Genomic DNA, 13,953 nt, shown 5'->3' with positions numbered 1-13,953 from the left:
AAAGACCCTTCTATCCTTTATAAAAAGGACGGAAGGGTCATGATTCCGCGGTACCACCTTTTTTGATATGCATAAAGCATATCCGCTCAACACCTGTAACGCAGGCGAACGTTCAGTTTATCACCGAAAGCTCCAGGGCAGGTTCAATAGCTTCTTCTCGAGGAATCTTCCAGCCTGTGGATTCCACTCTCTATCGAAAGAAGGGATATTTACTAGTCCCTTTCAATGCTCTTTGTATTTTAATTTTTAAAATATTATGCCGTAAATCATCGTCTGATGTCAAGCGGAAAGAGGTATTTCTTTCTAATTCGGAATTGTAATTTAGATATTCTAACAGCTGCATAGTCTTTTTCATTGCCTATCCATATTCAAACAGGATCTTTAACAAAAGTGCTAATCTGCCGAGGGAAGCATGCTCGTTTGGAAGAAAGAATGAACATGATATAATCACAACAGTACCATATTTTTCATAACGAGGTGAAAAGAATGAATGAACATACAAATGCGCAGCTGGCAACCTTTGCTGGAGGTTGTTTTTGGTGTATGGTTACACCGTTTGAAGAGATAGATGGTGTGCTTGGCATTGTATCAGGCTATACAGGAGGGCATACAGAAAACCCGACCTACAAAGAGGTTTGCTCAGAAACGACCGGGCATTACGAAGCTGTGCAAATTACATTTGATCCGAATCGTATGCCGTACGAAAGGCTGCTTGAACTATATTGGCAGCAAATCGACCCGACGGATCCCGGCGGGCAATTTTACGACCGCGGGCAATCCTATCAAACAGTCATTTTCTATCATACAGAGGAGCAGCGGCAGCAGGCGGAGGCATCCAAACGTGCATTAGCGGAAAGCGGCCATTTTCAAAAACCGATTGCGACCGCCATTTTACCGGCATCTACCTTCTACCCAGCGGAGGAATATCATCAGGATTATCACAAGAAAAACCCGTTCCGCTACAAAATGTATCGGCAAGGCTCAGGACGTGACGCTTTCATTAAGAAGCACTGGCCCTAAGGACACGTCTTATTTACAAGCCAAGCTAACAGCAATGCAATATTACGTTACGCAGGAAAATGGCATGGAACCTCCATTTCAAAATGAGTATTGGGATTGTGAGCTGGAAGGGTTATATGTAGACATCGTTTCTGGAGAGCCGCTATTCAGTTCCAAGGACAAAATTAACTCTGGCTGCGGCAGACCCGTTTTTAGAAAACCGGTTATGTTCGCAAGTGTAAAGGAGCAGGAGAATGACGGCGAGATAGAGGTGCGTAGCAGGGAAGGAGACTCTTATCTAGGCCGCCGCCTTTCCTCCTACTATGAGGTGAATTCTGCAGCGCTGCGATTCATCCGAAAAGAGGATTTGGAAAGAGAAGGATATGGAGATTTTCTTATTTTGTTTCAAATAAAACGATAAAAGGTCTTGCCGATGAATTGGCAAGACCTTTTATCTTACACTGTAAGAACGTATAAATTTCCAGCTAGAAGCGAATTCGACGTAGAAGGAAATTTTAGGAACACAGTATAAGTAGGGCTACGCCTCTGTCTTCGCCCAAGGGCGGGGCTCGCCAATCGGCGAGTTTCCTTTAAGATGCATGATTTGTTTTGTGCGTAGATTGCTGTGAGCCAAAGCGGCTGATTATGCTTCCGACAATTGCCCCGACAATTGCTGGAACGACCCAGCCTAATCCGGCTGCGGAAAACGGAAGTGAATTTGTTACATTGTTTAGGATTGACGATTCTAAGCCGAACATTTTAAGTCCATCGTACAACGAAAACATCCCTGTAAATAGCATAGCACTCGCATATACCGCTCGTGAGCCTGCAAAGAAACGGTGCAAAAAGGCAAGAGCTACGAGCACGATAGTTAATGGATATGCCATAACAAGAAACGGCACAGAGACTGTAAGGATTTGATTTAAACCTAAATTTGCAAGTCCAAAGCTTACGAGCGTAACTATCAATGCCATTGTTTTATAGCTTGCCTTTGGCACAAGCTTTGCAAAATATTGTCCGCAGGCAGTTGTTAAGCCAACACATGTTGTAAAGCATGCTAATGTAAAAATAAAACCAAGAAGCATATTGCCGCCCTGTCCGAACAACAGGCTTGCTGCGCTAGAAAGGATGGTTGTTCCATTCTCAAACGAACCTTGCGGCGCCATCTTTGCACCTAGTAGACCGAGCGTAATATAAACGGCTGCTAGAGCGATACCGGCAATGAAACCTGCTTTGGCTGTATAGCGCGTTAGCTTCTGTGAATCTGTGATTCCGCGCTGCTGCAACGCTGTTAAAATAACGATACCAAAGGCAAGAGAAGCTAGTGCATCCATCGTAGAATAGCCGTCAATAAAGCCTGCAAAGAAAGCAGATGCTTCATATTTTGCTTTTGGAGCTTGAAGCGGCTCATGGAGCTGCGTAAAGGCAGCGATGCATAGCACAGCCATCGCCAAAAGCAAAATAGGTGTAATCCATTTGCCCATATAATCTACCATTTTTGATGGATTTAGACTTATCGCGTAGACGAAGGCGAAGAAAATAGCCGTAAAGATAAATAGCGTAAGCGGCGAGCTGTCGATAAATGGTTTGAATCCCATTTCATATGCGACATTTGCATTGCGCGGAATTGCTAGAAACGGTCCGATAGATAAGTATACGATAACGGTAAAGGCAGAGCTAAAGCGAGGATGGACACGATTGCCTAGCTCTTGCGCCCCTCCTTTTACAAGCGAAATTGCAATCAGTACAAATAAAGGCAGACCAACTGCAGTTACGATAAAGCCGAACAGAGCCAGCCAAAGGGATGTACCAGCTTGAGCTCCTAATAGCGGAGGAAACATCAGGTTTCCAGCTCCAAAAAACATAGAAAATAGCATTAGTCCAATAAGTAAAATGTCTCTCTGTTTCATAGATGTAGCTCCTTTCTCTTGATGAACAGCATAAAAAGCCCGCCCCATCTAAATAGGTACGAGCGTGCTCGCAATGAATCTTATTTCTGCAGAAAAACAGTACGATACGTCTCTTTATTTTTATACCCCGTTTAAATGATAGATGAACCATCATAGGCTTTTATGCATTTTGGAGATGACTTGCAGCAATGTCCTTCGTCTCACGCCGATTCCCTGTTATACAGGAAGCAACTATATTCGATTCGTCTTGTCATCATTTTTTATTCTAAAATAAAGATTAGCAAGAGGAAAATGTTATGTCAATATTTTTGGGGTTTTGAATTTTAAGACTATTCTTCTCTTTGGATATTTGGAGAAGATAGCTTGATATAATCGTTTACAGCAAAAAACCTGCACCAAATATGAGGCTTGGTGCAGGTTTTCTTATATTATATTGTTTATTTGCGCATAGCTCATTTTTATTATATTTGAATATAGTTTGACTTGAAAGCTGGCAGCCAATCTCCATGAGCCTCAATTAGATCGTCACATAGTGAAACAATATCATCCATAGATAGCTCAGCTGCCGTATGTGGGTCAAGCATTGCTGCGTGGTAAATATGCTCTTTTTTACCAGTGATGGCAGCTTCAATTGTGAGCAGCTGTGTATTGATGTTTGTGCGGTTTAAAGCCGCCAATTGCTCCGGAAGCTCACCAACATACGTAGGAGTGATACCGCTCCGGTCAACAAGACAAGGCACTTCTACGACTGCTTTTTCAGGAAGGTTGCTTATGAGTCCGCCTGTATTCAAAACGTTGCCGCCAATTTTGAATGGTACATCTGTTTCCATCGCATCTAAAATATAGGAAGCATATTCATGTGTGCGCGTATGTGTTAAGTTTTTGTTATGAACAAGCTCTTCTCGCATTGTTTTCCAATCCTCAATTTGCTTCACGCAGCGGCGCGGGTATTCATCCAACGGGATATTGAAGCGCTCGATGAGCTCTGGATAGTTGCTTTTAATGAAATATGGATGATATTCAGCGTTATGCTCGGATGATTCCGTAACGTAACAGCCGAAGCGTTGCATAAGTTCAAAACGTACCATATCGTCATGCTTCGTTTTTTGTTTTTCTAAAGCGCGGCGCTTAATTTCTGGATACAAGTCCTCACCGTCACGTGTGATTTCAAGCAGCCATGCCATATGGTTAATCCCTGCGATTTTCCACTGAACGTTATCAAGCGGCATGCTGAGTGCTTGAAATAGATGAGGAACGCATACTTGCACACTATGGCATAATCCAACTGTTTTCACACCGCCGTAGCGAAGCATAGCGCCTGTTAACGCAGCCATCGGGTTCGTGTAGTTTAAAAACCAAGCGTCAGGACAAACCTCTTGCATATCACGGGCGAAATCAAGCATCACCGGTATGGTACGAAGATTTCGGAAAATGCCGCCGATTCCGACTGTATCAGCAATCGTTTGACGGAGACCGTATCGTTTTGGAATTTCAAAATCTGTAATTGTGCAAGGGTCATAGCCGCCAACTTGAATGGCGTTAATAACATATTTAGCATTGCGCAGTGCTTCTTTTCTATCTGTATACGCTTTCACTCGAACTGTACTGTTTGTGCTTTCTTTTAGGTTATTTAGCATATTTTCTGAGTCTCTCAGACGTTCTAAATCAATATCATATAAAGCAAATTCAAATCCTTGCAGACTTGGTGTTAGCATACAATCCCCTAGTACGTTTTTTGCAAAAACTGTGCTGCCTGCTCCAAGAAATGTGATTTTTCCCATTTTAACTCCCCCTAAAAGGTAAAATATTTCTGATGCTTATTTGTAGCTTTTGAATCTTTTTTTGTAATGGTTCTGCTATAATATATGTTAAACCTACGAGCATATGGGAATCAACGGTAATAAAGTGTGATAGGAGGGTAAAATATTGTTATATCAAAAGGTGGGGTTTGGATCATATGGCCCTCGATTTCATGAACAGAGTCAGGAGCATGTTGCAGGGATATGGTCCATCGGATGGGAGGAGCGAACGTCGAAGGAATACCGCTGGGACGGGATGGAGCGAGATGAACAAGGGATCTATATTCTTCAATACACACTGTCGGGTAAAGGGATGATTGAAATAGATGGAAAATCTATTTCACTAGAGCCAGGTCAAGCCTTTTTTGTTGATGTTCCGAGTGAACACTGCTATTTTTTACCGGACAACTCAGACCGTTGGGAATTTATTCATATTACGCTGTACGGTGATGAGGCAGCGAAATGCTGGGAGTACATACGGCGTACTTGCGGGACTGTAGTTACAATCTCAATTGAGGCAAGAATTATCCAATGCTTAATTGAGCTATATAAGCAAGTGGCGGAACAAAAGCTGTTAGATGCTTACTCTGCTTCAGCTAAAGCATATGAATGTGTGATGGAATGCTATAGGTTCGCTAAACAAATGGATAACTTAGACAGAGGAATTTCATCAGATGTGTCTAAAGCGCTTTATTATATGCAGATGCACTATCAGCAGCCCATTGTGGCTGAAGATATTGCTAGCGCTGCTAACTTGTCCAAATATTACTTTATCAATAAATTTCGGGAGCAAATGAGTATAACTCCCATGCAATATTTAACAAAAATCAGAATAGAAAAGGCTGTTCAGCTGCTGAGGCAGACGAATTTTCCGATTGGAGAGATTGCAGCCAAAACAGGATACGCAAACGCAAATTATTTCAACAAGGTATTTAAACGCATTGTCGGAGTATCTGCAGGGAGGTTTCGGGAAGGGAAAGGGACTCTTCCGATCGATCATATTATCATCCGATGAAATCAGTTTGGAAAAGTATTGCTTTTATTAAAGAAAACTCGCCGATTGGCGAGCCCTACTTATACTGTATTCCTAAAATTTCCCGTTGCGTCGAGTTTGCTTCTAGCTGGAAATTTATAATTTCTTACAAGTGTAATAAAAGGGATTGCAACAAATAAAAAATAGAGAGATAATAAAACTTAATTTCAATTATAATAAGCACGATGTTTATTCGTGGATGTAATGATGGGGGTTCAAAATGAAAGTTGTAAAGTTTGGCGGTACATCTGTTGCTTCTGGTGAACAGATTCAAAAGATTTTCAATATTGTGACGAGTGACCCTGAGAGAAAAGTTGTTGTTGTATCTGCACCAGGGAAACGATTTAAAGAAGACATTAAAGTAACAGATTTGCTTCTTTCCTGCGTAGAGCAATACCTAAGCTCAGGCGAAGGGAAGGAAGCTTTTGAAGCGGTAGTAGCCCGCTATAAGGAAATTGCTGATTATTTAGGAGTATCTGCTGAGGTAGTTGACCGCATTTCTATGGATTTGCTTGAGATCCTGCATGGTGACCGCAGTGATGCAGCGAGATTCCGTGATGCGGTAGTTGCGAGCGGAGAGGATAACTGCGCAAAAATCGTTGCGGCGTATTTTAATGTTCAAGGGGTAGAAGCTCATTATGTAAATCCGAAGGAAGCGGGTCTGTTTGTTACGGACGAGCCGGGCAATGCACAGGTGCTTCCAGAATCTTATGAAAACCTATATGCACTGCGCGACCGTTCTGGTATCATCATTTTCCCAGGTTTCTTTGGCTATTCCAAAGAAGGGGCAGTTGTTACATTCTCGCGCGGCGGCTCTGACATTACAGGTTCTATTTTGGCAAACGGCGTCAAGGCAGCGGTTTATGAAAACTTTACCGATGTTGACTCCGTGTATTCAGTGAACCCAAATATTGTTTCTAATCCAAAGGCGATTCAAGAGTTAACATATCGTGAAATGCGCGAGCTTTCCTATGCGGGATTTGCTGTATTCCATGATGAAGCATTAATTCCTGCGTTCCGTGCACAAATTCCGGTTGTAATTAAAAATACAAACAATCCATCTGCGCCTGGGACAAAGATTGCGCATGAGCGCGAGCATCAGAATGGCCCTGTCACAGGAATTGCGAGTGATAACGGTTTTGCCAGCATTTATGTAAGTAAATATTTAATGAACAGAGAAGTCGGTTTCGGACGGAAATTGCTCCATATTTTGGAGGATTACGATGTATCGTATGAGCATACACCATCTGGCATTGATGACATTTCTGTTATTGTGCGTCAAAAGCAACTTGACGGAGGTACGGAAGAACAAATCGTTCAACGTATTAAAGATGAGTTGCAAGCAGATAGCGTTACAGTGAAGCGTGATTTAGCTATGGTTATGATTGTGGGCGAGGGCATGCAACAAAACATAGGAACAACAGCAAAAGCAGCAACAGCTCTTTCAAAGGCTGGCGTAAACATCGATATGATCAACCAAGGTTCTTCTGAGGTGAGCATGATGTATGGTGTGCAGGGAGTAGATGAACAAAAAGCGGTTCGTGCACTTTACGATGCATTTTTTAATAATAACTAATAGAGAAAATATGTGAAAAGATGCTTCCTTTTGGGGAGGCATCTTTTTTGTGCTGTAAGAAAATATGAATTTCCAGCTGGAAGACTATTCGGCGTAGTCGGAAATTTTAGGAATACAGTATAAGGGCAACTGCACCTCTGTCTTCGCCCAAAAGCAGGGCCCACCAATCGGTGAGTTTTCTTTACATTTTCATAACGGATAAGCCCCCATCTGAACATTTATACCTTCCTGCAGTGAAACATAAAGCATATAACTATATCTTGTTTCCCTCTGCTAGCTCATCAAAATAAACTCGGTATTGTCTTACGAACGTCAATTCCATTTTCTCTCCCCCTTGTTTATATAAATTTCCAAAAATGCTGTTTGTTTGTGGGAATACAAACTAAGTATGTTCGCTTTTCTTACGTAGCTATGAAAGCGTGTGCAGAGGGGATTTAAGGGAAATGTCAGGAAAAGCAACGTTATATGTCGCTTTTTGTCGAAAGTTGATAGCGTTTTCATTAGCTATTTGTGAAGAATAGATGAATTATCCAGTTGAAATGTTCAGAAAACTCCGGTACATTTAATTCATGTTAGCAAACATAACATCATAAGTTATAAATAGTTACGAAATGGAGTGTGGCGGGAATGAAAAAGAAATTAGTTCTCATTGGTAACGGAATGGCGGGAATTTGGTGTATTGAGCAACTTCTAAAGCTGAATCCAAACCAATATGACATTACAGTGTTTGGGGAAGAACCTCATCCAAACTATAATCGTATCCTGCTTTCCAAGGTGTTAGCCGGCGATTCTGACATGAATGACATTATTTTAAATAGCTGGGAATGGTATAGAGAAAACAATATTACACTTCATACAGGACACTGTGTAAGAAAAGTTGACACAGAACAAAAAACGGTTACTTCTGACGGTGGTATTACAGTTTCGTATGATGAGTTGATTTTTGCTACAGGTTCTTTACCGATCATGCTTCCTCTTCCAGGAGCAGACAAGGAAGGCGTAATCGCGTTCCGTGACATTAAGGATTGCGAAGCGATGTTGGCTGCTGCGAAGGAATACAAGAAGGCGATCGTTATCGGCGGCGGCTTGCTTGGATTGGAAGCAGCGCGAGGCTTGTTAAACTTAAACATGGAAGTATCAGTTGTCCACCTTGCTCCATACTTGATGGAGAGACAGCTTGATGCAACAGCATCTCGTATGCTTCAGCAAGAATTAGAAAATCAAGGCATGAAGTTTTTGATGGAGAAAAACTCAGCAGAAATTTTAGGTGACAAGCGAGTAAGCGGCTTACGCTTCACTGACGATACAGAGGTTGAAGGCAGCCTGATTGTAATGGCAGTTGGAATTCGCCCGAACGTACAGCTTGGCCGTGAAAGTGGTTTAGAAGTTAACCGCGGTATCATTGTAAACGACTATTTAGAAACGAGCATCCCGAACGTATATGCAGTCGGCGAATGTGCTGAGCACCGCGGCATTGCATACGGACTTGTAGCACCGTTATATGAACAAGGAAATATTTTAGCGAAGAAGCTTGCGGGTGTTGAAGGAGAAGGCTATCAAGGTTCTGTCGTGTCAACAAAGCTTAAAGTATCTGGTGTAGATGTATTCTCAGCAGGAGAATTTATGGATGGTCCGGATACGCGTTCTGTTCGCGTTCAAGATGACTTTGAAGGCGTGTATAAGAAGGTTGTAATTAGAGACGGCAAAGTAATCGGTTCTGTATTGTTTGGAGATACAAGTGACGGCTCCCGCATCTTCTCAATGATTCGAAAAGGCGAGGACGTTACAGGCAAAGAAAAAGAAGTTCTTCTTGGAGAGAGTGCAGGCGGAGCGAAGTCTGGAGCTGAACTCATTGCAGCTATGGCGGATGACGAGATTGTTTGTGGCTGTAACGGCGTTTCCAAAGGTGCGATTGTAAGTGCTATTAAAGAGAAGGGCTGTGCAAGCGTAAGTGATGTTAAAGCATGTACGAAAGCGTCTGGATCATGCGGCGGCTGTAAACCGCTTGTAGAGGACGTGCTAACATACGTACTTGGAGCTGACGGCGTGCAAGCAGGAGCAGAAGGAATGTGCGGCTGTACAAAGCTTGGCCGTGAGGAAGTTGTTGAAGCGATTCGTACGATGAAGCTGACAACAACAAAAGAAGTAATGAACGTACTTGAGTGGGAGAACGAGGAAGGCTGCTCGAAATGTCGTCCGGCGCTTAACTACTATTTAGGTATGGTATGGCCAGAAGAGCATGAGGACGAAAGGGAGTCCCGCTTTGTAAATGAGCGGAATCATGCAAACATCCAAAAGGATGGAACGTATTCAGTTGTTCCAAGAATTTACGGCGGTGTTACAACACCAAGTGACTTAAAGAAAATCGCTGACGTAGCAGTAAAATACAACGTCCCAATGGTGAAATTCACAGGCGGACAACGACTTGACTTATTAGGAGTAACGAAGGAAGATCTTCCGAAGGTATGGGCTGACTTGGATATGCCATCTGGATATGCGTACGGAAAAGCGTTGCGTACGGTTAAGACATGTGTTGGTTCCACGTTCTGCCGTTTTGGTACACAAGATTCAATCCAAATGGGTATTGATTTAGAGAAGAAATTTGAGCGTCTTAATACGCCAGCGAAGGTGAAATTAGCTGTTTCTGGTTGTCCGCGTAACTGTGCGGAATCTGGCATTAAAGACCTTGGCGTTGTTGCGATTGACGGCGGTTGGGAATTGTATGCCGGCGGAAATGGCGGTACGAAGCTTAGAGCGGGTGACTTACTCTGCAAGGTGAAAACATCAGAGGACGTATTGGAATGGACGGGTGCTTACCTTCAATACTACCGCGAAACAGGAAACTACGGTGAGCGTACATCTGAATGGGTAGAGCGTCTTGGTCTAGCGACAATTCAACAGGCGTTAGAGAAGAAGGAAGATCGTCTTGCTTTAGTTGGACGCATTGACAAGACATTGGGCTTAATGAAAGATCCTTGGAAGGAAATTATCGAAACAGGAAAGCTTAGCTCGACATTTGAGCCACTGGCTACATTGTAAGGTGTGGCAGGTTTTAAAAATATGAAAGTAGTTGTCTAGCTGCCGTCTGCAGAAGAATCTCCGGCAAATATTGTTTTCGTTGCCGGAGAACATTCTCCTGAAGGAGCAAAACTAGGCCGATTCCGATTTTTGTATATAAATCAGGGGGGACTGGAAATGAAAAAGGTTGTTGTCGGCAAATTGTCTGATATTGCGGAGAAAAGCGCAAGAACGATTCAAATTGGAGAATTAGAAATCGCATTATTTAGGCTTTCTACTGGTGAAATTAAGGCGATTGAAAACAAATGTCCTCATAAGGCAGGAAAATTGTCAGAAGGTATCATTTGCGACCACCACGTGTACTGTCCGCTTCATGACCAAAAGATTAACTTACTTGACGGTCTTGTGCAAGAGCCAGACGAAGGCTGCGTAGAGACGTTTAAGGTAGAAATTGACGAAAAGACTGAAGAGATTGTACTGCATGTAGAGGAGAAGAAGATTCTCGCTTCTTAATCCGGGTCATGACAAAGAAATAAGAATAGAAGAACCCTTTCAGGCAGGGGAACGCTTGAAGGGGTTCTTTTCATACAGTGAGGATTGCAAGCGAAAATCAGTAGAAAGGATGGACACACGATGAAGAAGGGAACAGTATTTTTAGTAGGAGCCGGCCCCGGAGATAACGGCTTAATTACAGTAAAAGGGATGCAAGCAATTGAAAAAGCGGATGTAATTTTATATGACCGTCTTATTAACGCGAAGCTGCTTGATCATGCTCCTGCAGGCTGTGAGTTCATCTATTGCGGCAAGGAGCCAAAATGTCACACGTTAAAACAAGAGGAAATTAATCAATTGCTTGTAGAGAAAGCTCTTGAAGGAAAAACAGTTGTACGTTTAAAAGGAGGAGACCCAGGAATATTTGGCAGAGTTGGCGAGGAAGCCGCAGCGCTCACGGAGTATGGTATTTCGTTTGAGATGGTTCCGGGCATTACATCTGGAATTGCAGCCCCTTTATATGCCGGCATTCCTGTTACGCATCGCGAATATGGAGGTTCATTCGCTGTTGTTACTGCACATGGAAAAGGAGAAGGCGGGAAGCCATCCGTGAACTGGGAAGGGTTAGCTAAAGGTGTTGATACGATTGCTTTTTATATGGGTATCGCAAATCTATCTTGGATCTGTGAAAATCTAGTGCGGTATGGAAAGCGGCCGGAAACTCCAGTTATCTTAATTCAATGGGGAACAATGGGGCGTCAAAAAGTGCTGGAAGGAACGCTTGAGACGATTTATGAAAAAGCGAAAGCTGAGCAATTTGGAAATCCAGCTATTACATTAGTCGGAGAGATTGTAGCTATCCGCAAGCAGTTAAGCTGGTTTGAGAAAAAGCCTTTATTTGGACGACAAATATTGTTGGCACGTACAAGCGCTGAACCAAGTAAGCTTGCAAGGGAGCTAACTGAACAAGGTGCGGATGTAATAGAGTTTCCGAAATGGCGTGCTGTTCCTGCGCCGATTGATGTCACCATTCTTAACAAGATTGCTTCCTATGACAACATCTTGTTTCACGCCCCGGAAAGTGTACATGATTTCTTCCAAGCGTTAATTGGACAAGGAATTGATGTGCGTCAAGTGAGAGCGAAGTTCTTCGGTGGCTCTATTAAATCTGTACGCGCATTAAGGGAACGTGGATTTGCCGCAGATGTGTGTCAAAATATGCAGGAGGGCAAATTATTAATCGTGGGTGATAGTGAGCTTCGCAAGCGCAGCTCCCACTATACAGCAAAATACGGAGTGCATGATCGGTTTGTGACAAGCCGTAAGCAGATCGATGAACGGTTTATTCCTGTATTTCAAAGAATGCTGCAGGATATGACGCTTGATACGATTATTTTTCCGAGTGCTGCCTCTGTTTCTACATTCGTCGACGAGGCACATCAGTGCGGATTGGACTTGGAGAAAGTTATGCAGGAAGCAGCTATCATTTGCATGGGCTCTGAAACATGGCAAGCAGCAGAGGCTTACGGGTTTAAGCCTGTCGGTATGCCGTATGTACCGGAAAGAGGAGCACTTATTGAATGTCTTCAGCAAAGCGGAATGTAATGTAAAATAAGGAAATCAGAGTATGATTTCTTGAAGAAATCATGTAATATGGTAAACAGAACGTTTGCAACCGATTGACTTCCTGGCTAGAGATTCTACATTTTTAGCTAGGAAGTTATTCGGCGTAGCAGGAAGTTTTAAACATAAAGTATAAATGTAACTCGGCCAGCGCCAAGCTTTCCAAAGGTTGGTGCGGCCAAGTTCTGCTTATTTGAAGGGGGATTGCAGATGAAAAAGCTTGAAGGAAAACGAATCGCCCTCGTCGGTCCACGCCGTTCGGAGGAAATGAGTGTTCTTGTGCAAAATTTAGGAGGAATTCCTCTTATCCGACCTGCGCAAGGAACAGTATTTTTAGACGATTCACGTGTAGAAGAGGATATCCACCGTCTTATTCAAGGTGGTTTTGATTGGGCGCTATTTACAACAGGTGTTGGACTGGAAACTTTGTATAAGATCGCAACGAAAATGGGAGAAGAAGCGGCATTTCTTGGTGCGCTGCAGCGTACCAGCATTGCTGCAAGGGGCTATAAAACAGTGAATATGCTGAAAAAGCTTGGTCTACAGCCGCTTGTGCGTGATGATGACGGCAGTACGGCAGGTCTTGTACGAGAGCTGGAGTCCTTTTCTTTTGAAGGAAAGAGGGTTGCTCTTCAGCTTCATGGCGACCCGGCACCAAAGCTTGTTGAGTTTTTGAAAGAACGTGGTGCGTCCTTCCATGAGCTTTTACCGTACCACCATGTTCCGCCTGAGGGGCACGTAATGGAGCAATTGCTTTCTGAAATGCTCGGCGGAGAAATTGATGCTGTGAATTTTACAAGCACACCACAGGCTCGGTTCCTTATGGAGTTTGCAAGAAACAAAGGGGTGGAGCAGCAGGTGCTTGACGCATTTGCAAGCAATATTGTAGCTGTCGCGGTGGGAAAGGTAACAGCTGCGGCTTTACGGGAAGTAGGAATTGAGAGAATGGTTGTGCCGGAGGAAGAGAGAATGGGCAGCGCGATTATGAAACTGGCGCAGTACTATACACAGGAAAAGTCCCAAGCCTAAAAAACAAGTGGACAAACTATTCTGAAAAAAATAATTGACATGTTATCTTGTCGATCATATAATGAAAAGCATAAGAATCCAAACAAAATGAACTTTCATATAATTGAGCAATGAAGGGAACAAAGTAGCGTTTATCTTCCTATAACAGAGAGCTGATGGTTGGTGCAAATCAGTATACAGATAAATGCGAATTACAATCCCAGAGCATCTTTTTCGTAGTAAAGGCATTTGCTTTTATGAAGGGAAAGACGGTCTAATGATCGTTAACAAGGAAGAGAGGCAGACTTTTTGTCTGCAATCAGGGTGGTACCGCGATAATCATCGTCCCTGCTGATATATTCAGCAGGGACTTTTTGTTTTTTAGATAGTAGTATTATCGTGTTCGCTTTTGTAAACAAACAACTTTATAATAGTGTGAAGATGGGAAGCTAGTAGTGTATATCTCCCTGCTGCAGAGAGCTGATGGTTGGTGCG

The 13,953-nt window shown here is 43.0% G+C and carries 8 protein-coding genes, 1 pseudogene and 3 other annotated features (1 of these 12 only partly in view); of the genes and pseudogenes, 7 read left to right on the top strand and 2 right to left on the bottom strand.

Annotated elements, in window-relative coordinates:
• Positions 1-21: 21 nt before the first annotated feature.
• Positions 22-235: a binding site (T-box leader), on the bottom strand.
• A gap of 251 nt (positions 236-486) precedes the next feature.
• Positions 487-1,420, top strand: a pseudogene (gene msrA / locus AAHB12_RS04705) (peptide-methionine (S)-S-oxide reductase MsrA).
• A gap of 169 nt (positions 1,421-1,589) precedes the next feature.
• Here msrA and brnQ read toward each other — a convergent pair.
• Complete coding sequence (gene brnQ / locus AAHB12_RS04700) at positions 1,590-2,909, bottom strand: branched-chain amino acid transport system II carrier protein (RefSeq protein ID WP_342044465.1); 1,320 nt, start codon at positions 2,907-2,909, stop codon at positions 1,590-1,592.
• A 461-nt stretch (positions 2,910-3,370) separates the two neighbouring features.
• Entirely contained in the window at positions 3,371-4,690 is a 1,320-nt protein-coding gene (gene melA, locus AAHB12_RS04695) for an alpha-glucosidase/alpha-galactosidase (protein ID WP_342044464.1), read from the bottom strand.
• 145 nt (positions 4,691-4,835) lie between these two features.
• On the opposite strand from melA, the gene AAHB12_RS04690 reads away from it, so the two are divergent.
• From AAHB12_RS04690 to AAHB12_RS04665, 6 genes are all read left to right on the top strand, one after another.
• Positions 4,836-5,723, top strand: coding sequence for an AraC family transcriptional regulator (locus AAHB12_RS04690; RefSeq protein ID WP_129729239.1), 888 nt, complete (start codon positions 4,836-4,838; stop codon positions 5,721-5,723).
• 238 nt (positions 5,724-5,961) lie between these two features.
• On the top strand, positions 5,962-7,317 hold the full coding sequence (locus AAHB12_RS04685; RefSeq protein WP_129729241.1) for an aspartate kinase: 1,356 nt from the start codon (positions 5,962-5,964) through the stop codon (positions 7,315-7,317).
• Between the two features lie 627 nt (positions 7,318-7,944).
• Positions 7,945-10,356: a nitrite reductase large subunit NirB gene (gene nirB / locus AAHB12_RS04680; protein WP_129729243.1), complete on the top strand. Its 2,412-nt coding sequence runs from the start codon at positions 7,945-7,947 to the stop codon at positions 10,354-10,356.
• Between the two features lie 156 nt (positions 10,357-10,512).
• Positions 10,513-10,848, top strand: a complete 336-nt coding sequence (gene nirD / locus AAHB12_RS04675) for a nitrite reductase small subunit NirD (protein WP_129729245.1) — start codon at positions 10,513-10,515, stop codon at positions 10,846-10,848.
• A gap of 120 nt (positions 10,849-10,968) precedes the next feature.
• On the top strand, positions 10,969-12,432 hold the full coding sequence (cobA, locus tag AAHB12_RS04670; protein WP_129729247.1) for a uroporphyrinogen-III C-methyltransferase: 1,464 nt from the start codon (positions 10,969-10,971) through the stop codon (positions 12,430-12,432).
• A gap of 228 nt (positions 12,433-12,660) precedes the next feature.
• Positions 12,661-13,479, top strand: a complete 819-nt coding sequence (locus tag AAHB12_RS04665) for a uroporphyrinogen-III synthase (RefSeq protein ID WP_129729249.1) — start codon at positions 12,661-12,663, stop codon at positions 13,477-13,479.
• 101 nt (positions 13,480-13,580) lie between these two features.
• Positions 13,581-13,811, top strand: a binding site (T-box leader).
• A 76-nt stretch (positions 13,812-13,887) separates the two neighbouring features.
• Positions 13,888-13,953, top strand: a binding site (T-box leader); it runs 166 nt beyond the window's last position.

It is taken from the genome of Bacillus sp. OTU530 (assembly GCF_038440375.1).
This window is presented reverse-complemented; position numbering and strand designations above follow the sequence as displayed.

What these genes read in the sequence shown, in the direction of transcription:
- brnQ (WP_342044465.1), bottom strand. Translation starts at nt 2,909, where the DNA reads ATGAAACAGAGAGACATTTTACTTATTGGACTAATGCTATTTTCTATG.
- melA (WP_342044464.1), bottom strand. Translation starts at nt 4,690, where the DNA reads ATGGGAAAAATCACATTTCTTGGAGCAGGCAGCACAGTTTTTGCAAAA.
- AAHB12_RS04685 (WP_129729241.1), top strand. Translation starts at nt 5,962, where the DNA reads ATGAAAGTTGTAAAGTTTGGCGGTACATCTGTTGCTTCTGGTGAACAG.
- nirB (WP_129729243.1), top strand. Translation starts at nt 7,945, where the DNA reads ATGAAAAAGAAATTAGTTCTCATTGGTAACGGAATGGCGGGAATTTGG.
- nirD (WP_129729245.1), top strand. Translation starts at nt 10,513, where the DNA reads ATGAAAAAGGTTGTTGTCGGCAAATTGTCTGATATTGCGGAGAAAAGC.
- cobA (WP_129729247.1), top strand. Translation starts at nt 10,969, where the DNA reads ATGAAGAAGGGAACAGTATTTTTAGTAGGAGCCGGCCCCGGAGATAAC.
- AAHB12_RS04665 (WP_129729249.1), top strand. Translation starts at nt 12,661, where the DNA reads ATGAAAAAGCTTGAAGGAAAACGAATCGCCCTCGTCGGTCCACGCCGT.